19 protein-coding genes and 1 other RNA gene are annotated in these 19,702 nt (G+C 46.5%); 12 read left to right on the top strand and 8 right to left on the bottom strand.

Features of this window, described 5'->3' with window-relative positions; all coding sequences use genetic code 11:
• From MKA69_RS02460 to ilvN, 7 genes are all read left to right on the top strand, one after another.
• On the top strand, positions 1 to 636 hold the full coding sequence (locus MKA69_RS02460; RefSeq protein ID WP_001131022.1) for a TetR/AcrR family transcriptional regulator: 636 nt from the start codon (positions 1 to 3) through the stop codon (positions 634 to 636).
• Between the two features lie 129 nt (positions 637 to 765).
• Positions 766 to 1,299 carry a phosphatase PAP2 family protein gene (locus tag MKA69_RS02455; protein ID WP_001263816.1) on the top strand — a complete coding sequence of 178 codons (534 nt, stop codon included), beginning with the start codon at positions 766 to 768 and terminating at the stop codon, positions 1,297 to 1,299.
• Positions 1,296 to 2,384 (top strand): MJ1255/VC2487 family glycosyltransferase, encoded by a 1,089-nt coding sequence (locus MKA69_RS02450; protein WP_055029046.1) that lies wholly within the window; start codon positions 1,296 to 1,298, stop codon positions 2,382 to 2,384. Before MKA69_RS02455 ends, MKA69_RS02450 begins: the two co-directional genes overlap by 4 nt.
• 305 nt (positions 2,385 to 2,689) lie before the next feature.
• The gene (gene leuO / locus MKA69_RS02445) at positions 2,690 to 3,649 is read left to right on the top strand and encodes a transcriptional regulator LeuO (protein WP_305847453.1); all 960 of its coding nucleotides are present in this window, start codon (positions 2,690 to 2,692) and stop codon (positions 3,647 to 3,649) included.
• A 174-nt stretch (positions 3,650 to 3,823) separates the two neighbouring features.
• Entirely contained in the window at positions 3,824 to 5,629 is a 1,806-nt protein-coding gene (locus MKA69_RS02440; RefSeq protein WP_055031077.1) for a long-chain fatty acid--CoA ligase, read from the top strand.
• Between the two features lie 443 nt (positions 5,630 to 6,072).
• A complete protein-coding gene (locus MKA69_RS02435) occupies positions 6,073 to 7,794 on the top strand; it encodes an acetolactate synthase 3 large subunit (protein ID WP_305847452.1) in 1,722 nt (573 codons plus the stop codon).
• Position 7,795: 1 nt separating this feature from the next.
• Positions 7,796 to 8,290, top strand: a complete 495-nt coding sequence (gene ilvN / locus MKA69_RS02430; protein WP_001215916.1) for an acetolactate synthase small subunit — start codon at positions 7,796 to 7,798, stop codon at positions 8,288 to 8,290.
• A gap of 100 nt (positions 8,291 to 8,390) precedes the next feature.
• On the opposite strand, the gene serA is transcribed toward ilvN, so the two are convergent.
• From serA to MKA69_RS02405, 5 genes are all read right to left on the bottom strand, one after another.
• Positions 8,391 to 9,620, bottom strand: coding sequence for a phosphoglycerate dehydrogenase (serA, locus tag MKA69_RS02425; protein WP_001151635.1), 1,230 nt, complete (start codon positions 9,618 to 9,620; stop codon positions 8,391 to 8,393).
• A 252-nt stretch (positions 9,621 to 9,872) separates the two neighbouring features.
• Positions 9,873 to 10,529 (bottom strand): ribose-5-phosphate isomerase RpiA, encoded by a 657-nt coding sequence (gene rpiA, locus MKA69_RS02420; protein WP_000189751.1) that lies wholly within the window; start codon positions 10,527 to 10,529, stop codon positions 9,873 to 9,875.
• Between the two features lie 109 nt (positions 10,530 to 10,638).
• Positions 10,639 to 11,223, bottom strand: coding sequence for a 5-formyltetrahydrofolate cyclo-ligase (locus MKA69_RS02415; protein ID WP_305847451.1), 585 nt, complete (start codon positions 11,221 to 11,223; stop codon positions 10,639 to 10,641).
• A 3-nt stretch (positions 11,224 to 11,226) separates the two neighbouring features.
• Positions 11,227 to 11,410: non-coding RNA, 6S RNA (gene ssrS, locus MKA69_RS02410), on the bottom strand.
• Between the two features lie 12 nt (positions 11,411 to 11,422).
• The gene (locus tag MKA69_RS02405) at positions 11,423 to 11,731 is read right to left on the bottom strand and encodes a cell division protein ZapA (protein WP_305847450.1); all 309 of its coding nucleotides are present in this window, start codon (positions 11,729 to 11,731) and stop codon (positions 11,423 to 11,425) included.
• A gap of 242 nt (positions 11,732 to 11,973) precedes the next feature.
• On the opposite strand from MKA69_RS02405, the gene MKA69_RS02400 reads away from it, so the two are divergent.
• The 3 genes from MKA69_RS02400 to MKA69_RS02390 are packed head-to-tail and all read left to right on the top strand — an operon-like array spanning position 11,974 to position 15,011.
• Positions 11,974 to 12,549 (top strand): YecA family protein, encoded by a 576-nt coding sequence (locus MKA69_RS02400; protein WP_305847449.1) that lies wholly within the window; start codon positions 11,974 to 11,976, stop codon positions 12,547 to 12,549.
• A 12-nt stretch (positions 12,550 to 12,561) separates the two neighbouring features.
• Positions 12,562 to 13,770 carry a 2-octaprenyl-6-methoxyphenyl hydroxylase gene (ubiH, locus tag MKA69_RS02395; RefSeq protein WP_305847448.1) on the top strand — a complete coding sequence of 403 codons (1,209 nt, stop codon included), beginning with the start codon at positions 12,562 to 12,564 and terminating at the stop codon, positions 13,768 to 13,770.
• Positions 13,771 to 13,781: 11 nt separating this feature from the next.
• Positions 13,782 to 15,011, top strand: coding sequence for an FAD-dependent 2-octaprenylphenol hydroxylase (locus tag MKA69_RS02390; protein WP_305847447.1), 1,230 nt, complete (start codon positions 13,782 to 13,784; stop codon positions 15,009 to 15,011).
• A gap of 98 nt (positions 15,012 to 15,109) precedes the next feature.
• Here the strand turns inward: MKA69_RS02390 and MKA69_RS02385 are convergent, their stop codons facing one another.
• Positions 15,110 to 15,316 (bottom strand): DUF1107 domain-containing protein, encoded by a 207-nt coding sequence (locus MKA69_RS02385; RefSeq protein ID WP_001235991.1) that lies wholly within the window; start codon positions 15,314 to 15,316, stop codon positions 15,110 to 15,112.
• Positions 15,317 to 15,944: 628 nt separating this feature from the next.
• Positions 15,945 to 16,916 carry a tRNA-modifying protein YgfZ gene (ygfZ, locus tag MKA69_RS02380; RefSeq protein ID WP_305847446.1) on the bottom strand — a complete coding sequence of 324 codons (972 nt, stop codon included), beginning with the start codon at positions 16,914 to 16,916 and terminating at the stop codon, positions 15,945 to 15,947.
• Between the two features lie 152 nt (positions 16,917 to 17,068).
• On the opposite strand from ygfZ, the gene MKA69_RS02375 reads away from it, so the two are divergent.
• Positions 17,069 to 17,329, top strand: coding sequence for a succinate dehydrogenase assembly factor 2 (locus MKA69_RS02375; RefSeq protein ID WP_000287744.1), 261 nt, complete (start codon positions 17,069 to 17,071; stop codon positions 17,327 to 17,329).
• Between the two features lie 4 nt (positions 17,330 to 17,333).
• On the top strand, positions 17,334 to 17,723 hold the full coding sequence (locus MKA69_RS02370; protein ID WP_371131851.1) for a protein YgfX: 390 nt from the start codon (positions 17,334 to 17,336) through the stop codon (positions 17,721 to 17,723).
• Positions 17,724 to 17,751: 28 nt separating this feature from the next.
• Here the strand turns inward: MKA69_RS02370 and nadB are convergent, their stop codons facing one another.
• Positions 17,752 to 19,359 (bottom strand): L-aspartate oxidase, encoded by a 1,608-nt coding sequence (nadB, locus tag MKA69_RS02365; protein WP_305847445.1) that lies wholly within the window; start codon positions 19,357 to 19,359, stop codon positions 17,752 to 17,754.
• Between the last annotated feature and the right edge of the window lie 343 nt (positions 19,360 to 19,702).

Genomic DNA, 19,702 nt, shown 5'->3' with positions numbered 1-19,702 from the left:
ATGCCATTACGTAAAGCAGGACGGCCAACTCAACAGACACAAGCACGTGAACAGCTAATTATTCATGCCAGAGAACTGTTTTCTGTGATGCCTTATGACAAGGTTTCAACACGCTTGATCGCCAGTAAAGCTGGTGTCGATATTGGTTTGATTCGCTATTATTTTGCGAACAAAGCGGGGCTATTTGAGGCGATGTTACGAGAAACTTTAATGCCTATGAAAGCACAATTGGGCTTATTGGTAGCAGAAAGTAGCCATCAAAATTTCACCGATTTAATGCGAACGTATTATCGGGAAATGTTCAATATCCCGCATTTTCCTCGTCTCATTATGCAAGTGATGAGTACCCCAGGGAGTGATATCAAAAAGCAACTGATTGAAAAAGTGGTTTTAGATATTACGCGTCCGATTCAAGAAACGCTGTTTGAAAAGTTAATTGCGCGAGGCGTGATTCGAGAGGGGATGGATCCGCACTTGTGTAAAATTTCCTACCTGAGCTTGATGATTTTTCCTTTTGTTGCACCTCCTGCACTGCTCAAAATCCATGGTGTAGAACTATCGCAGGCATTTCTCGAAAAGTTGGTCGAGCATAATATTCAGTTGATGGAGCAAGGGTTTATCACGATAGCGAGATAAATAATGCCGTTTAGCCATGCTTGGCGAAGGTTTGCCACTGATGTGTCACCATTTCGACAAACAATTTTCACCTGACTGTCATGCGCTCTCGATAAGCTCAAAGCATCACCTTATGAAAAAGGATGCGTGATGCGAGTGATTGAACCTATTGCTAAATTGGATTTGGCTTTTTCACTACTCTGTTTGCAGCACCGATATAATTTACCTGCTGCAAGGCTGAGTAAGTCGATTTCACATACCGGAGACGGTCATCTTTATGCGGTTATGGGCGGCTTGGCTTGGCTGTTGGATAGTAGCCATGGTTTGCTTTTCCTGACCATCGGATTGTTAGCATTTGCAATCGAGCTCCCAATCTATTGGGTGCTGAAAAATGGTTTTCAACGTCGCCGCCCCCAAGAACTCTCCGCGTTAGTGACCGCTTACATCACCCCCAGTGATCGCTACAGTTTACCTTCCGGTCATACCGCAGCCGCTTTTGTGATGGCGACAGTGATTGGCTACATCTACCCACATTGGTATCCCCTAGCCGTCAGTTGGGCGAGTTTGATTGGTTTTGCGCGAGTATTGCTCGGAGTACATTTTCTGAGTGATGTATTGGCTGGAGCTTTACTTGGTATCAGTAGTGCAACTTATGCGATCAGCGTGGTGGGGAAGACCATTTGAAAATTCTTTATGGAATACAAGGCACGGGCAATGGGCATATTGCTCGTTCTAGAGCGATGTGCGCGGCATTGAAACAGCACCAAGTTGAAGTAGATTATTTGTTTTCTGGACGGCCTGCTGCAAACTACTTTTCGATGGAGTGTTTTGGCGATTTTGCTACTCGACGGGGTTTATCGTTTGTGACCGAAAATGGTCACGTTAATTACGTCAAAACTTTGTGTAAGAATAGTTTGTGGGAATTTTGGCAAGATGTACAAGCTCTGGATCTAAGCGCTTATGACTTGATTTTGAATGATTTTGAACCAATAACCGCTTGGGCTGCAAAGCAACAAAATGTGCCTTGTTTGAGCATCAGCCATCAAAATGCCTTCCTTTATCCGGTGCCGTTAAAAGGAGCTTCTTGGCTAGATAAGGCGATCCTGCGCTATTTTGCTCCAGCACGACATCAGTTAGGTTTACATTGGTATCATTTTGAACAGCCTATCTTACCGCCAATTGTCTATACGCCAGAGCAGACCATTGATGACCAAAATTTTGTTTTAGTGTACCTCCCTTTTGAAAATGTGAATGAAATCTGTGAGTTACTGCATGGATTCATGAGTGTCCATTTCATCTGTTATCACCCTGATGTGCCAGATAATGAGTTCGTGGAAAATGTCGAGTTGCGTCGATTACATCACGGTGACTTCCAACATCACTTACATCAATGTCATGGAGTGATCACCAGCGGTGGCTTTGAACTGCCATCAGAAGCATTAGCGTTGGGGAAAAAGCTACTTATCAAGCCGTTACATGGTCAATTTGAGCAAGTGAGTAATGCGGCAACCCTTGAAACGCTTGGTCTGGCGAGTGTTATGGAATTTCTGGATCCGGCTAGTTTGCGCAAATGGTTGGACGAAAAGCAGGCAGAACGAGTGGTGTATCCTGATGTGGCCAATTCTTTAGTTGAGTGGATATTGAATGGTCAATGGGAGGATAGTGAAGATCTCTGTCGTCAACTTTGGCAAAAAGTGGATTTACCGAGTTACACAATATTAAGCAATGAAATGACGAGCTCAATGAATTCTCCGTTAAATCATTTTTAACGTGAATATTAGTGTGTGATAAAGAGAGAACCTATTGTTCAGATTAATAATTAATAAAAATCCATTAAAAGTGCATTTTTATAGATTTTTATAAAAATTAATCGTATTGATTAATAAGGTTTTTTTGATGCAATGACTAAAATTAACTGACTTTTTGTCAATGCTATTGCATAGCCTCAAATGATTAGTCGATATTAATAGCCATCCACCAAGTATCTGGGCGGTAAATATTAAAAACAGCGCTTATCTATTCACCTGCGAATTATGCATATCTATCGTTGGTGATAACACTGTGAGGCATGCAAATGTTAGATAAAAAAGACGCAATGAGTGCCATTGCGAGTTACCGCATGGAAAGCACCCTTCGAGGCGTAGACCTCAACCTGTTAACCGTTTTTGACGCCGTGATGCAAGAGCAAAACATCACACGTGCTGCGCATAATTTAGGTATGTCACAGCCTGCGGTAAGTAATGCCGTGGCGCGTTTAAAAGTGATGTTTAATGATGAGTTGTTTATGCGCCAAGGTCGCGGTATTCAGCCTACTCAGCGTGCTCGCCAATTGTTTGGTCCGATCCGTCAGGCTCTGCAATTGATCCGCAATGAACTTCCGAGCTCAGTGTTTACCCCAGAAACCTCAACTCGTTTGTTTAAACTGGCGATTTGCAGCCCTTGCGATCTGCGTTTTGCACCTCAAATCATGGCATCGATTGATGAGTTAGCTCCAAGCGTACAACTGCATTTGGATGCAGAGTTTGATCGTCAAATTGCGGAACGTATGCGTTATCAAGAAATTGATTTTGTTATCGACTATGCTCGTTTTGATGATCAGGGCTTCTCAAGCACTGAAATTTTCCAAGATGAGTTGGTGGTAGTTGCATCAAAATTACACCCACGCATTCAAAGCAACATCACCGCTGAGCAACTGACTGCAGAAAAACACGCTAAACTTTCGAAAGTACACGGCCAGCGCAGCTTCTCTGAATTGGCATACCGTGAATTTGATTGTCAGTCTTACTACGAAGGTACTAGCTTGAGCAACGTGCTGTATGTTGTTGGCCAATCAGAATTGGTCACTATCGCACCACGTTGGATGGCAGAAAATGCCGCGAATCGTGATGAGTTACAGATCCTTGATTTCCCATTTACTGATGCAAAAATCTCGGGTTATCTGAGCTGGCATGAGTCGAGTGAGAAAGACAAAGGCCATATTTGGCTGCGTGATCAACTGATGGTGATTTGTGGAGAAGTGGTCGCAAACCGCTAACTTCTCAGTAAACCGAGTTACTAAGCCTTGAGTAGTAAACGCTGCTCAAGGCTTTTTTGTTACAGAATGAGTTTTAATCGATAACTTTGACGTTAGTCAGTTGTGTTTTGGGCTTTGAAATGTACACTTGTGCGCTGAAAAAAGGCTTACATGTGTAAGCTATAGGTAAGAGATATGACGAACTTAGATTTTCACATCGTTAAACGGATCCGTCAGCGCATTGCCCAAGGTGGTGATCGAGCGGCGCTGAAGCATAAAGAGAATGGTGCATGGCATGCAATCAGCTGGCAGCAATTCGGTAGCCAAATTGATGCACTTTCGATGGCATTGCTCGCTCAAGGTATTGGCGTACAAGATAAAATCGCGATTTTCGCTAATAACATGCCGCGCTGGACTGTAGCAGATTTCGCCACGTTACAGATCCGTGCTGTGACGGTTCCCATTTATCCTACCAACACACCTGAACAAGCCGCTTACATTTTGCAAAATGCCGATGCTAAAGTGGTTTTTGTGGGGGATCAGCCTCAATTTGATGCCGCCTTGAGCCAGTTTGAACAATGTCCAGAGCTACGTTTGATTGTAGCGATGAATCCGAACATCGAGCTTAAGCAAGCTGACTGTGCGATGCATTGGGATGATTTTGTCACGTCGCATCAAACACAAGATCGCGCGCCGCTTTTGGAACTGATTGAGCAAGCTGATTTTGACGATCTTTTCACACTGATTTATACCTCAGGAACCACCGGAACGCCGAAAGGCGTAATGCTGGATTATCGTAATATTGGTGCACAGTTAGAGGGGCATGATCAGCGTCTCAATCTCACTGAAGAAGATGTCTCACTTTGCTTCTTACCACTGTCACATGTCTTTGAGCGAGCTTGGACGGCCTATGTGTTGTACAAAGGGGCAACCAATTGTTACCTGCATGATGTCTCTCATGTACGCGATGCGCTAGGTGAAGTTCGCCCGACCGTGATGTGTGCCGTGCCTCGTTTCTACGAAAAAATCTTCTCGGCGATCCATGAAAAAGTGGCTAAAGCACCACTGATTCGCAAAGTATTATTTACTTGGGCGGTGAATATGGGCGCAAAAATGGCGGTGTGCCGTCAGCAGCAGCGTCAACCTTCGTGGTTACTCAAACAAAGCCATCAGTTAGCTGACAAACTCGTACTGAGTAAATTGCGCGCGCTGCTCGGTGGGCGGATCAACTTTATGCCTTGTGGCGGCGCCAAGCTGGATGAAACGATAGGTCGTTTTTTCCATGCGATCGGAATTAACGTTAAGCTCGGTTATGGTATGACCGAAACGACAGCCACCGTTTCGTGTTGGGATGATCACTGTTTTAACCCTGATTCGATTGGTCTTTCGATGCCGGGAGCGCAAGTGAAAATCGGCGAGAACAACGAAATTTTAGTGCGTGGTCCAATGGTGATGCGCGGCTACTATAAGTTAGAGAAAGAAACCGCGGAAAGTTTTGATGAAAACGGTTTTTTGAAAACGGGTGATGCAGGTCATATTGATGAAAATGGCAACCTGTTTATTACCGATCGTATCAAAGAGCTGATGAAAACCTCAGGTGGCAAATACATTGCGCCACAAGTAATAGAAGGCGCGATCGGCAAAGATCATTTCATTGAGCAGATCGCGGTGATTGCCGATACTCGCAAGTTTGTCTCGGCTTTGATTGTGCCTTGTTTTGATTCGTTGGAAGAGTATGCCAAAGAGTTGAACATCAAGTATCACGATCGTTTAGAGCTTATCAAACACAGTCAAGTGCTCGAAATGTTTGAAAAACGAGTTAACGAGCTGCAAAAAGAACTGGCAAAATTTGAGCAGGTGAAGAAGTTCAAACTATTACCTAAGGCATTTTCGATGGATAGCGGAGAGCTGACTCCGACGCAAAAACTGCGTCGCAAAGTGATTAACGACCGTTATCAGGATGAAATTGAAGAAATGTACCAAGATTCTCCGAAGAAATAACATCATCAAATTGTTAGCTTGATTCTGTTGAACACCTCTAAGCCTAATCAGCTCAGAGGTGTTTTTTTATCTTTAAGCTGGCCTGAATGGGTTAGGGCGGAAGAGTTGAAGCTATGATGCACAGCTATGCCTCTAGATGACAAAATAATCTACTTTTTTTAAATAGCTCAATGGTTGTTCAACCTGAAACCTGATGGCAGAGCGAAATGGAATGCTTAATCACCGTCTTATTTTCGATTCTGCTGTAAAAGTGTGCAAATTGGGGTTAGACCAGTTGCTAAGAAAGCGTTACATTTGTTGCGTAACCTCGCGGCTGTTATGACAGGCGCAGGACATAGCCGAAAGCGGAGCGTTTTCGAATTAGGCTACAAATAAGCCCTAAACTATGTAAAACCAACCCTTTTGCCGACCGGGCATTAGGTATGTTGGTAAAAGGAGACAAGATGGAAATGCTATCTGGCGCAGAGATGATCGTCCAATCTCTGATTAATGAAGGTGTTGAGCAAATCTTTGGTTATCCCGGTGGTTCAGTACTCGACATCTATGATGCCCTTCACGAAAAAACCGATCAAATTAAACACGTCCTCGTTCGTCACGAACAAGCCGCAACGCATATGGCCGATGGCTATGCGCGCGCAACCGGAAAACCGGGCGTAGTGTTAGTGTGTTCAGGCCCAGGTGCCACCAATACGGTCACGGGGATAGCAACCGCGTATATGGATTCGATCCCGATGATTGTTATCTCGGGTAACGTTGCGACCAATCTGATTGGTAACGATGCGTTCCAAGAGTGCGATATTGTTGGTGTGTCACGCCCCATCGTTAAACACAGTTTCTTGGTGAAAAGAGCGGAAGACATTCCTGAAACCATCAAAAAAGCATTTTACATTGCCTCAACAGGCCGTCCGGGCCCCGTGGTCATTGATGTGCCAAAAGATGTGATGAACCCTCTCAATAAGCTGCCTTATGAGTATCCCGAAACCATTAAAATGCGCTCTTACAACCCAACCACGGCTGGCCATAAAGGTCAGATCAAAAAAGGGTTGCGCGCATTATTGGAAGCGAAAAAACCTGTAATCTACATTGGTGGTGGCGCGGTGATTTCGAATGCACATCAACAGGTACGCCAGTTAGCCGAAGCACTGAATCTGCCTGTGGTGAGCACTTTGATGGGGCTGGGTGTATTTCCCGGTACACATAAAAACGCGCTAGGTATGCTGGGTATGCATGGTGTGTATGAAGCCAATATGGCGATGCACAATGCCGATCTGATTTTTGGTGTTGGGGTGCGTTTTGATGACCGCACGACCAATAACTTAGAGAAATACTGCCCGAATGCGAAAATCATGCACATTGATATCGATCCTTCATCGATATCGAAAAACGTGAAAGTCGACCTACCGATTGTCGGGTCCGCTGACCAAGTGTTGGATGGCATGCTCAAGCTTCTGGAAGAGAGTGCAGAGCGCAATGATGCGGCAGCACTAGATAGTTGGTGGAATGAGATCCAAGTGTGGCGTGATCGCCAATGCTTGGCTTATGATAAGTCTGCTGAGCGCATCAAGCCGCAGCAAGTGATTGAGGCTCTTTACAAAATCACAGAAGGTAAAGCGATTTTGGCTTCCGATGTAGGCCAACACCAAATGTTCGCGGCACTTTACTATCCCTTCTCTCAACCACGTCAATGGATCAACTCTGGCGGCTTAGGGACGATGGGCTTTGGTTTGCCTGCGGGGATGGGGGTGAAATTCGCTATGCCAGAGGAAGAGGTATTGGTGGTGACGGGGGATGGCAGTATTCAAATGAATATCCAAGAGCTATCGACCGCCCTGCAATACGATATTCCGGTAAAAATTATCAACCTGAATAACCGTTTCCTTGGAATGGTAAAACAGTGGCAGGACATTATTTATCAAGGGCGTCACTCTAACTCATACATGAGTTCCGTGCCTGATTTTGCGGCGATCGCGGAAGCTTATGGTCATGTGGGGATTCGCATTTCTCGCCCAGATGAACTGGAAGCGGGGCTGGAAAAAGCCTTAGCACTGAAAGATCGTCTGGTGTTTGTCGACATTAATGTGGATGAAACTGAGCACGTGTACCCAATGCAGATCAAAGGCGAAGGGATGGACAAAATGTGGTTGAGTAAAACGGAGAGAACCTAAGATGAGACACATTATTTCACTGCTATTGGAAAACCAACCGGGTGCACTGTCTCGTGTTGTCGGGCTCTTTTCACAGCGCGGCTACAACATTGAAACGCTCAATGTGTCGCCGACGGATGATGAAACGCTCTCGCGACTCAACATCACCACCAAAACCGACGAAATGCAGTTGGAGCAAATCCAGAAACAACTGCATAAATTGATCGATGTACTGAAAGTACAGGAAGTGACGGAGTGTGAGCACATCGAACGTGAGCTAATGCTGGTTAAAGTGAAAGCCTCTGGCTTTGCTCGTGCGGAAGTGAAACGTACAGCGGATATTTTCCGTGGACAGATTGTGGATGTAACCGCAGCGCAATATACCGTTCAGTTAGCGGGAACGAGCGAAAAACTGGATGCCTTTATTGAAGCGATTGCTGAAGTTACCGAAGTGATTGAAGTGGCACGCAGTGGTGTGGTTGGTATCGCGCGTGGCGAGCGAGCCCTCAGAGCGTAGTCGTTACCAACACAATAACAAGCAAATAAAAAACCAGCTGAAAGGCTGGTTTTTTGTGTTCAGGATTCTGGATAGGTGAGCGATGTCGCCCACCCATCAATTAGTGCAGAATACGCGCGCGGATGGTGCCATCGATCGCTTTGAGCTTAGTTAACGCCTCTTCAGAGCGAGCGGTTTCGACATCGATGACCACATAGCCAATTTCTGCGGTCGTTTGCAGGTATTGAGCAGCGATGTTGATGCCTTCTTCTGCGAAGATGGTGTTAATTTGAGTCAAAATGCCCGGACGGTTGGCGTGAATGTGCAGCAGACGAGAGCAGTTGCGATGCTCTGGTAGCGATACATCTGGGAAGTTAACGCTAGAGAGCGTTGAGCCATTGTCTGAGTATTTAGCTAGTTTGCCAGCGACTTCGATACCGATGTTTTCTTGTGCTTCTTGAGTTGAACCACCCACGTGTGGAGTCAAAATTACGTTATCGAACTTCATCAGCGGAGATTCAAACGGCTCTTTGTTGGATGCCGGTTCTTCTGGGAATACGTCAATCGCCGCGCCTGCAATATGGCCAGACTCAAGTGCACTACACAGGGCTGGGATATCCACCACAGTGCCGCGTGCTGCGTTGATGAAGATAGAGCCGGGCTTCATACGTGCAAACTCTTCTGCGCCCATCATGTTTTTGGTACCTGAGGTTTCTGGGACATGCAGCGAAATTACATCACATTTGTTGAGTAGGTCGCTTAGCGTATGCACTTGAGTGGCGTTGCCGAGAGAGAGCTTGCTCTCAATGTCATAGAAATAAACGTGCATCCCCAAGTTTTCAGCAATGATCCCCAATTGAGTACCGATATGGCCGTAACCAATGATGCCTAAACGCTTGCCGCGTGCTTCATAAGAGTTGTCGGCACTTTTCTTCCATATTCCACGGTGGGCAAGAGCGTTCTTTTCTGGAATACCACGCAGTAACAGTAGAATTTCGCCTAACACCAGTTCCGCCACGCTACGAGTATTGGAGAATGGCGCGTTAAACACTGGAATACCGCGTTTTGCTGCTGCATTAAGGTCGACTTGGTTGGTACCAATACAGAAACAGCCAATGGCCACCAGTTTTTCCGCCGCATTAATCACTTTCTCGGTCAGGTTACTGCGCGAGCGGATGCCGACAAAATGCACATCTTTGATGGCTTCGATCAACTCAGCTTCTTCAAGCGAGCCTTTATGGTATTCAATGTTGCTGTAACCGGCTGCTTGCAGAACTTCTACCGAAGAGGGATGAAGTCCTTCAAGAAGGAGGATCTTAATTCTGTCTTTTTCCAGTGAAACTTTGGCCATTTTATCGTCCTTAAAACTATGGAAAGGTGGGCTAACAGGCGCTGTTGTTCGAAATTGATCGAATTTAAGTCGTAATTTAGAAAAGCAAACGTTTTCCTTGTGCGCCTTCTGTTCACTAAATTAACAAACTTTTTTTGCTTTGGGTAAGAAAATTACGGAATAAGGCATATTTTTCTGAGAGAAAAGGATAAAAACGGCACCCATGGGTGCCGTTTGTAATCAAATAACGGAATATGTGTGAAATCGCCGATATTACTCTTCGATTTTTGCACCTTGTGGTGTACCTGTGATCACGACATCCGCGCCGCGGTGGGCAAATAAGCCTACCGTCACAACGCCCGCGATGCCGTTGATCTTAGTTTCCAGATCTTTCGGATGGGTGATCTTCATATTATGTACATCGAGGATCACGTTGCCGTTATCGGTGATGACGCCTTCACGATACACAGGATCGCCACCTAGTTTCACCAGTTCACGTGCCACGTAAGAACGCGCCATTGGGATGACTTCAACAGGCAGTGGGAAGTTACCTAGAACATCAACCGCTTTGGTACCATCAACGATGCATACGAATTTTTTGGCAATCGCAGCTACGATTTTCTCACGCGTCAGCGCGGCGCCGCCACCTTTGATCATGTCACGTTCTGGGTTGATTTCATCCGCACCATCAACATAAATATCGAGTGCAGCAACCTCATTGCAGTCATAAACGCGGATGCCGAGAGCTTCGAGTTTCTCGGTAGAAGCGATAGAGCTAGATACTGCGCCTTTGATTTCTTCTTTGATAGTGCCTAAAGCATCGATGAAGTGATTCACGGTTGAACCAGTACCGACACCGACAATGCTGCCTTTTTCTACGTATTTTAGAGCAGCCCAACCGGCGGCTTTTTTCATTTCATCTTGAGTCATGCCTATCTCCTGAATATCGACTTGAGGGTATGTTGCGCGGCGCGATTATAACCCCAAATCGAAAGCAGAAGTAATCATTCGCATGCGACTAAAACGGCGGAGAGTGAGCTTACCACTGCCAAAGTTTGCTCGGTGTCACGATTTTACGCAGTGGAATATCCCAATGTTCTGTAGGGAGGGCCTCCACATATTGGCAGTCGTGTGCTAATCCAATTGGGAGCGGGCCTTGCTGGGTTTGAAACCATGGCGCTAAGGTGCGATCGTAGTAACCGCCACCCATCCCCAAACGCTGTCCTGAACCATCAAAAGCCACCAGTGGGGTACCGATAATATCGAGTTCCCGAACTGGGCAGATCAAGCGCTGATCGAGTTTCGGCTCATCAATCCCATAACGGTTTTTGGTCATCGGGGTTTGTGCGTGGTACTGCAGAAACAGCAGGTGACCCTTTGCGAAAGGGTGTAAAACGGGGAGATACACTTGTTTACCTTGCTGCCAAAGCCATTCGATCAGTGGTTGGGTATTTAGCTCACCATCATTGGCAAGATACAGGGCAATCCGCTGTGCTGAGGCAATCTCTGGTTGCGTTGAAAAGGTTTGAATAAGTTGCTGGCTGGCGGTTTGCTGCTCTGCAGGAGAGAGCGCTTGCCTACGTTGACGAATTTTCTGGCGGAGGAGTGTGCGAGAATCAGTCATAAAGGGAACCCCGGGGTGCCGTTGAGGATCGTAGCCCTTGAACCATTAGGTTCAAGGCGGATCAGTAATGGTAACCGTAGGCTTCTCGGTACAAGCCGAGCCTGCTCAATAGCTACCCAATACCAACCCTGTTATGTTGCTTATCGGCTCAGGGACATAAATCCGCTGACGAACACCCCAGGGTAAATCAATTCTTTGCTTATTGCTTTGCTGGTTTCACATTTTTCAATGCGACTTCTAATGAAGAGGTGAGCTGTTCCATGCGCTCACTGAGCTGTGACTGAGTACCTGCATTTTCTTGCTGCTTAGTTTGTAACTCGTAGCAAATATTCAGTGCGGCAATCGTCAATAACTTCACCTCATTGGTGACTTTAGTCCGCTCAGCCATTTCTTTCAAACGATTGTCGAGATCTTGCGCGGCTTGAAGCAACGACGCCTCTTGACCCGCAGGGCAGTTTACCCGGGTCACCTTGCCCAAAATTTCAATGTCAACCGCTTGATTACTCATGATAAATGAACTCTTTTGGCGTAACTAAAAGATGAATCAGCTCAGGTGACCATCGAGGTGGAACTATAGGTAAAGCTAAAACAAGATTCAAGCCTTTCCCGTCGCAACCCCGTAATTGGGCGTTTGAAAACTCAGGATTTGGACAATTTGTGCAAAAGCTAAGCACCAACTGCAAGCGAGCGTTTTCGCTCTGGCGATGAAGTGGTAGGATTGAACTAAATTTCTCGGTTAGTGAATCCAATATGAGCAAAAACACACTTCCTGCTTACCCAGCTTTGGCAAACGAGCTGCGTACCGCTTCTCTCGGTATCAATCCTGCTGAGCTACAAGGGCTACTGGCGGGGATGTTGTCTGGCGGTTTGAGCCTCAACGATAAAAGCTGGCAAGCGTTGATCTTTGATTACACCAATGACGGCATGGGCTGGCCAATTGGGGTACTAGCCAGTGCCGAGCACATTCTGCTCGCGATGAATGCTGAGTTGGTGGATACCGATCTTGAGCTTTCTTTGCTACTGCCAGAAGGAGAAGGCGAAGAAGCGTTGTTTGAATTAGCGGATGCCGTTGCTGAATGGATTAACCATTTTATCTCTGGATTAGGCTTGATCGGTGCCAATCTTAAACATGCCTCAGCAGAAGCCAAAGAAGCGCTAGAAGACCTTGAAGAAATGTCGAAATTGGGCATTGATGAAGAGGATGATTTGACAGAGCAAGCAGAGCTTCTTGAACAAGTGATTGAGCATATGAAAGCCTGCGTGTTTATTTTGCATGCTGAATTTGGCGTAAAACCAGAACAAGATAACAAGCCAACAGTGCATTAATAAGGAAGCGCAATGACGGAAAGCAAGCAGCCTACTTTGAGTAAGTCGAACCATTTTGATGTGATCATTGCGGGTGGAGCGATGGCGGGCGCGACTTTAGCTTTGGCTTTACATCAACTGAGCCAAGGCAAACTTAAAGTAGCGGTTATTGAGGCGTTTGCCACCGATCATTCTGCGCACCCCGGATTTGATGCACGCAGTATTGCTCTGTCCTATGGCACAGTGCAGATCCTGCAAGATTTGCAACTCTGGACGAGTTTGCGTCCTTTTGCGACTCCGATTGAGCACATTCATGTGTCGGATCAGTCCCATGCAGGGATGACGGAGATTCGTCGTAAGTCACTTGGAGTGGAAGCATTGGGGTATGTGGTTGAGCTTGCTGATGTGGGGCGAGTTTACGCTGAGCGTATGGATCAATGTTCTTCCATTCAACAATTTGTGCCGAGTCGAGTCGTGAACATTACTCGTGAACAAGAGTTGGTTACAGTACAACTTGATAGTGGTGAAGTCTTACAAGGCAAGTTGTTGGTTGCGGCGGATGGTGCAATGTCCACCTGTTGCCAAGCGCTTGGTTTGACGATGCAGGAACACGATTTTGAGCAAGTTGCGCTGATCACCAATATCATTAGCTCGCAACCTCATGCAGGACGAGCTTTCGAGCGTTTTACGCCACATGGCCCTGTGGCTTTGCTGCCTATGAGTCAAGATCGCCTGTCTTTGGTGTGGTGTTTGCCGCCAGAACAAGTGGCGCATTGGCAGCATTGTAGTGACGCTGAATTCTTGCAAGGTTTACAACAAGCCTTTGGGTGGCGACTCGGAGAGCTTACGCATGCAGGGGAGAGAAGTGTTTATCCGCTGATTCTACGTTATCGAGAACAAACCATCTCTCATCGATTTGCTATGGTGGGTAACGCTGCGCAAACCTTACACCCTATTGCAGGGCAAGGGTTTAACTTAGGTATCCGCGATGTCGCCACGCTGGCCGAAGAAATAACCCAAAGTGATGATGCGGGTGATTATGCTTTGCTGCAGCGTTTTTATCAGCGTCGGCAAGCCGATCGCACCGCGACTATCACGCTGACGACTGGCTTAGTACACACCTTTTCCAACGACTGGTTACCGATGCGGATCGGTCGTAACCTTGGTCTGATGGCGATGGATAATCTGCCTGTCTTGAAAACCCCGTTATTGCGCCGCACTCTCGGCATAGTTAACCGCTAATAGGTAAGAAAATGATGCAAAGTGTTGATGTTGTGATTATCGGTGGCGGCATGGTTGGCCTTGCGCTAGCGGCCGCTCTGAAAGAGAGTGATCTGCGTATTGCCGTGGTCGAAAACCATTTTCCGGAAGACTCTTTAAACCCACTGCCGGATGTACGCGTTTCTGCCTTGAGTCGCTCAAGTGAAATTGTGCTGCGTAACCTGAATGCGTGGGCGGATATTGAAGCGCGCCGTGCTGCGCCTTACACAGCAATGGAGGTGTGGGAGCAAGACAGCTTTGCGCGCATTGAATTTAAAGCCAATGAGATGACTCAACCGAATCTTGGTCATATTGTTGAGAATCGAGTGATTCAGTTGGCGCTGTTAGAACAAGTACAGCAGCAAGCTAATGTTACCTTACATGTGCCAGCGACCTGCCAAAGCATTGCGATTGGTGAGAGCGAAGCGTGGCTAACACTGAGTAATGGCCAAGCCTTAAGTGCGAAGCTCGTTGTTGGGGCTGATGGGGCGAATTCTTGGCTACGTCGTCAAATGGATATTCCTTTAACGCATTGGGATTATGGACACAGTGCGTTGGTGGCTAACGTACGTACCAGTGAAGTACACAACAAAGTCGCGCGGCAAGTCTTTACGGCGCAAGGTCCTTTGGCTTTTCTGCCTATGTCAGAGCCGAAAATGAGCTCGATTGTGTGGTCAACGGAGCCTTCACGCGCTGAGGCTTTGCTCAATATGAATGATGCGCAGTTTAACAAAGCGCTGACCGCAGAATTCGATGCACGATTAGGCCGCTGTGAAGTGGTTGGTGAGCGACAAGCTTTTCCACTGAAGATGCGCTATGCCCGTGATTTTGTCGCCCCTCGGGTTGCTTTGGTGGGGGATGCCGCGCACACCATACATCCTTTGGCGGGGCAAGGCGTAAACTTAGGCTTGCTGGATGCTGCTTGCTTGGCTCAAGAGCTGCTGAGCTTGTGGGAACAAAATCGTGATATTGGTGATGAGCGTAATTTGCGTCATTACGAGCGCTGGCGTAAGGCGGAAGCGGCAAAAATGATTGCTGCGATGCAAGGTTTCCGCGATCTGTTTGAGGGCGATAATCCCGCCAAAAAGCTGATCCGTGGGATCGGTATGCGTCTAGTCGGTCAGTTGCCGGGAGCAAAAGATGAAATCATGAAGCGTGCTTTGGGTTTGAAGGGCGATTTGCCTGAACTGGCGAAGCAAGTTTGGTTAGAGCGTGCTTATTGATTAAATAAAAAGTTGATCAAATAAAAAGGGTTGGCATTGCCAACCCTTTTTACATTGAATCTTTACATTGAATCGTATGCTATTGAGTGTTTGCTTGTTTATGCATAAGCGCAACGCAGTTTCATGATCTCTTGATTGACCTCTTTAACGGTCTGATAGTGACGTTGTTCGGCTTTTTCCGGCAGCTTTAACTTGCCGTTATCAAACTCGAATTTACCGACACCAAAGATATAAATTCTACCTTTAAACAGCCGACTCACGTGTTTAGCTATCATACCTGGGGTATAGCGCTTAAACAGTCTCATACTTCGATCCTTGCGTTGTTCTAGCACTGCTAAGTATAAAAAAACCTGAATAAAAATAGTGTGATAGGTTTGGTGAAAAACGCAGTGCTAACGGATTATTTGGAATATCTGTGCAGAAGCAAACAAATCTGCAGTGAAATATCCAGAATCATGTGACCAAACTTACAAATTCTTCTGGCCTCTAAAAACGGGTTCCCTGTGAACGCGAATATTAAGCCACCCTCTTGTGACACTTTAAAGAATAGTGGTAAAAATTCCGATTAGGCAAGTTGATTGTAAAATAAATGTAAAAAAATGCCCGCAATTAGGCGGGCAAATAGTCACAGATGCATTACACAAAAAGTGGATAACTTGAATGCTTAGTTGATTCACTTTTGAGTTGATGAAAAAAGAGCGAACTTGGTTACTCGATGTCCCATCAACTTTACATAGCGTAGAGGATTATGATTGTTTTGACTATTTATGTTTTTGTTATGACTTTAAATTCATTGATAAGTATTGGTTTGTTTGAAGAGGCTCGCGTGGATATGTAACTTTGGTTGGGCGTTACATGCAGGATGCGATAAGAAACGCTTCATCACAAGCTTGAGTGGCACGAATATACCGCTCAAGCTTGTGATGGGGTTATTTATTCGTCGTTGAGAGAGTAAGGCAGTGCTTGAATATGCCAGCGCGTGTCGGGTTGATCGGCTAAGCGCAGCTCAACCTCTTGCTCCAGATCGTTAGGTAGTACAATGAGACCGATAGCCATTGAGTCTGTGAAGCTGTAATGGGTGAGTAAGGTTCCTGCATTACGCCAGTTTTCACCAACTGCACGTTCGAGGGTCACCGGGGCGTCATGGCTAAGCGCTTTAGTCAGGTTGCCTTTAACGATGTACATGGCTCGCTTATTGATCCCGCGATACTTGGCTCGCGCGACGGTTTCTTGTCCTGTGTAACAGCCTTTGGTAAAGCTGATGCCATTTACTGCTTGTACGTTGAGCGCTTGTGGAATGTGTTCATTCTGAGCGTTTTGCGTGACCACAGGTACGGCTTCTTCAATATCCATGCATGTCCACAGGGCTTGTTCAACACACAGACCTTGCCACGCATTCACGTATTGCTCTGCTCGCTGTGCATCCACCAGTAGCAACCAACGCAATTCACTAATGCGTACGGCGGTTCCACCTTCGATACGACGTACATCACCAGTTTGCTCTGTCAAGCTATCAATCCAAGCGTTGGCTTGGCTACCCATCACACCGAATGCGATATCGCAGCTCTCGGCAATCGTGACTTTGGAAAAAATGGCGTATTTCTTGAGTTCGCGTAGCTCAGCCTCAATCGCAGAGCGAGGTTGGAACATCGCGTAACCATCGTGATGATGGAATAAACGAAATACAGACCATACTTTGCCTTTAGCATCACAATGAGCACCAAAGATCACTTGTTGTTCTTGCAAAGAAACCACGTTACAGGTGACCTGGCCTTGCAAATAAGCTTTTTTATCTGCACCGACCATAGTGATGGCTCCCCATTCAGTCAGATGCGAGAGCATCAATTCGGGGAGAGAATCGTGAGATGAGAGGTTGTGTACTGAAAAGCGATTTTGCCAGTCCATGTTGTTCACCAGTGAGGAAAAAAGTCCCGCTATGTTAATCTGGATCAACTTTTTTGTCAGCTTGAACAGGGACTGTGACTGAGTTACTAGTTGTCCGCGAAAGCCCTTGTTACACTCCGGTGCAAATAAAAACCATAAGGTGAGGAATACTGATGTACACCGCTGAACAAAAAGCGCGAATCAAATGGGCATGCCGTCGTGGTATGTTGGAGCTTGATGTGGTCATCATGCCATTTTTCGAAGAGTGTTTTGATTCTCTGACTGAATCTGAACAAAACGACTTTGTGGCGCTACTGGAAAGCGACGACCCAGACCTTTTTTCTTGGATTATGGGACATGGTCGCTGTGAGAATTTAGGCCTAGCTGCGATGGTGGATAAGATTGTCGCTCATAACCTCAGCAAAGTCCGTTAAGCTGATTTTAACGTCTTCTTATTACGCTCAGTTCATCGCATGCTTAATTCTAATGTTGATGCTCTGGGCGTTATTCGTTTCTTCTATTCCTCTCGTATTAGTCCCCTTTTTTAGTGCTTGGATCTGGCGTGGTCATCATCTTAGACAATGGATGCCAAGCAGCCTTACGGGGGATGTTGAACTCACGTTTTGCGGTTCGTTGGAGCACAATGGGCAGCATTTCACATTCCATACCATTCAAACCTTGTATGCACCGCTGTTTATCACCTTACAAGGGCCGCGTCAGCGTTGGTTTATCTGGCGTGATAGCTGTGATGATGCGACTTATCGACAGCTATTGGTGAGATTAAAACGGGAGCTGAATAGCTCCCGTGATAATGTGCCGATCTCTTGATTGTGCTTTCTCGCGATGATCGCGAGCGTTATTTTTCTGGCACGAGAATCGTCGGGCCGCTGTCTGCGAGCTGATCTGGGTAGTCTAGCGTGTAGTGTAATCCGCGGCTCTCTTTACGCTGCATTGCGCAGCGAACCATTAACTCTGCGACTTGCAGTAAGTTTCGCATCTCAAGCAGGTTATTGGAGACTCGGAAGTTGCTGTAATACTCATGGGTTTCTTGTTGCAGCAGCTGAATTCGGCGCATCGCACGCTCTAAACGTTTATTGGTACGAACAATCCCCATGTAATCCCACATAAAGAGGCGCAGTTCGTGCCAGTTATGCTGCAGTACCACTTCTTCATCGGAACAGGTCACTTGGCTTTCATCCCAAGCGGGGAGTGACTGTGGCATGTATGCATTAGGCAACTGAGCAATGATGTCTTGCGATGCAGACCACGCGTAAACCACACACTCAAGCAGAGAGTTGGAGGCCATACGATTCGCACCGTGCAAGCCGGTATAACTGACTTCACCAATCGCATACAACTGCTTGATATCGGTTTGCCCTTGTGGGTTGACCATCACACCACCACAAGTGTAGTGCGCGGCTGGAACGATAGGGATAGGCTCCTTGGTCATATTGATTCCCAAATCCATCAAGCGTGAATAAATGGTTGGGAAGTGTTTCTCGATAAAATCCGCAGGTTTATGACTGATGTCGAGATACATGCAGTCTGCCCCTAAGCGCTTCATTTCAAAGTCGATGGCGCGCGCCACGATATCTCGCGGGGCAAGTTCAGCTCGCTCATCGAAGTCCGGCATAAAACGGCTACCATCCGGACGGCGTAAATAGGCGCCTTCACCACGCAGCGCTTCGGTGAGCAGGAAGTTACGTGCTTCGGGATGATATAAGCAAGTTGGGTGGAATTGATTGAATTCTAAGTTGGCGACCCGACAACCCGCGCGCCATGCCATGGCAATGCCATCGCCTGAGGACACATCGGGGTTGGAGGTGTATTGATATACCTTAGACGCACCACCGGTAGCCAGTACCACAAATTTAGCGCGGATGGTTTCTACGTGCTCCGCATTGCGGTTCCACACATAAGCCCCAACAACTTTGTTTACATCGCCCCCAATCTTATCTTCAGTGATCAAATCGAGTGCGTTGTGCCGTTCCAGTACCGTAATGTTGGGATGGTTATGGGCGTTATCTTGCAATGAAGTTTGCATTGCCATGCCAGTTGCATCGGCTGCGTGCAAAATACGGCGATGGCTGTGACCGCCTTCGCGAGTCAAATGGTAGCGTGGATGTTCTGTATCACTGTCATCTTCTTTATCGAATGGCACGCCACCATCAATCAGCCATTGCACGCACTCTTTGGCATGCTCGGCAATAAAGCGCACGGTTTGCTCATCACAAATCCCTGCGCCAGCAATTAACGTATCTTGTACGTGTGATTCAATGCTGTCTGACTCATCAAACACGGCGGCAATGCCGCCTTGAGCATAAAAGGTTGCGCCTTCACTGCGCGGCCCTTTGCTTAATACAATCACTTTTCCGTATTGAGCGACCTGTAAAGCAAGCGATAAGCCTGCTGCGCCACTTCCTATGACTAATACATCACATTGATGCTCTCGGTCTGCGTTCATAAAATTGCCAATTCCCAAACAGTAGCGAGTAATCTAACTCGACATTTCTTTAAATTGCTCAAACACAGACAACGGCTGAACTGAGTTTGAGCAATAAACACCCCTTCCGTTTAGCGAATATGTCTCTCTCCACAATCAAGTGGCAAGAAATTAACGGTAAAATCGGATCGTTGATACGGTGTTAGTCCTGCTATTATCATCGCGCTAAATGCAATAGTTTGTAAATCTTATTGTCATCTTGGCTATCACGCCCTATTTATCTGCCATTTTCACCCTTATATAAAGAATGGGCGTGGAGTGGTGAATGGTAAATGCATCATATAAGCTAGAAACAAAGGGTGAA

Origin of the sequence: Vibrio sp. AH4 (assembly GCF_030710545.1) — a bacterium.
In the GTDB taxonomy this organism is placed as follows: domain Bacteria; phylum Pseudomonadota; class Gammaproteobacteria; order Enterobacterales; family Vibrionaceae; genus Vibrio; species Vibrio metoecus.
This window is presented reverse-complemented; position numbering and strand designations above follow the sequence as displayed.

What these genes read in the sequence shown, in the direction of transcription:
- MKA69_RS02390 (WP_305847447.1), top strand. Translation starts at nt 13,782, where the DNA reads ATGATGCAAAGTGTTGATGTTGTGATTATCGGTGGCGGCATGGTTGGC.
- MKA69_RS02435 (WP_305847452.1), top strand. Translation starts at nt 6,073, where the DNA reads ATGGAAATGCTATCTGGCGCAGAGATGATCGTCCAATCTCTGATTAAT.
- MKA69_RS02400 (WP_305847449.1), top strand. Translation starts at nt 11,974, where the DNA reads ATGAGCAAAAACACACTTCCTGCTTACCCAGCTTTGGCAAACGAGCTG.
- MKA69_RS02375 (WP_000287744.1), top strand. Translation starts at nt 17,069, where the DNA reads ATGTACACCGCTGAACAAAAAGCGCGAATCAAATGGGCATGCCGTCGT.
- serA (WP_001151635.1), bottom strand. Translation starts at nt 9,620, where the DNA reads ATGGCCAAAGTTTCACTGGAAAAAGACAGAATTAAGATCCTCCTTCTT.
- MKA69_RS02405 (WP_305847450.1), bottom strand. Translation starts at nt 11,731, where the DNA reads ATGAGTAATCAAGCGGTTGACATTGAAATTTTGGGCAAGGTGACCCGG.
- ilvN (WP_001215916.1), top strand. Translation starts at nt 7,796, where the DNA reads ATGAGACACATTATTTCACTGCTATTGGAAAACCAACCGGGTGCACTG.
- MKA69_RS02440 (WP_055031077.1), top strand. Translation starts at nt 3,824, where the DNA reads ATGACGAACTTAGATTTTCACATCGTTAAACGGATCCGTCAGCGCATT.
- ubiH (WP_305847448.1), top strand. Translation starts at nt 12,562, where the DNA reads ATGACGGAAAGCAAGCAGCCTACTTTGAGTAAGTCGAACCATTTTGAT.
- leuO (WP_305847453.1), top strand. Translation starts at nt 2,690, where the DNA reads ATGTTAGATAAAAAAGACGCAATGAGTGCCATTGCGAGTTACCGCATG.
- rpiA (WP_000189751.1), bottom strand. Translation starts at nt 10,529, where the DNA reads ATGACTCAAGATGAAATGAAAAAAGCCGCCGGTTGGGCTGCTCTAAAA.
- MKA69_RS02460 (WP_001131022.1), top strand. Translation starts at nt 1, where the DNA reads ATGCCATTACGTAAAGCAGGACGGCCAACTCAACAGACACAAGCACGT.
- MKA69_RS02455 (WP_001263816.1), top strand. Translation starts at nt 766, where the DNA reads ATGCGAGTGATTGAACCTATTGCTAAATTGGATTTGGCTTTTTCACTA.
- MKA69_RS02385 (WP_001235991.1), bottom strand. Translation starts at nt 15,316, where the DNA reads ATGAGACTGTTTAAGCGCTATACCCCAGGTATGATAGCTAAACACGTG.
- ygfZ (WP_305847446.1), bottom strand. Translation starts at nt 16,916, where the DNA reads ATGGACTGGCAAAATCGCTTTTCAGTACACAACCTCTCATCTCACGAT.
- MKA69_RS02415 (WP_305847451.1), bottom strand. Translation starts at nt 11,223, where the DNA reads ATGACTGATTCTCGCACACTCCTCCGCCAGAAAATTCGTCAACGTAGG.
- nadB (WP_305847445.1), bottom strand. Translation starts at nt 19,359, where the DNA reads ATGAACGCAGACCGAGAGCATCAATGTGATGTATTAGTCATAGGAAGT.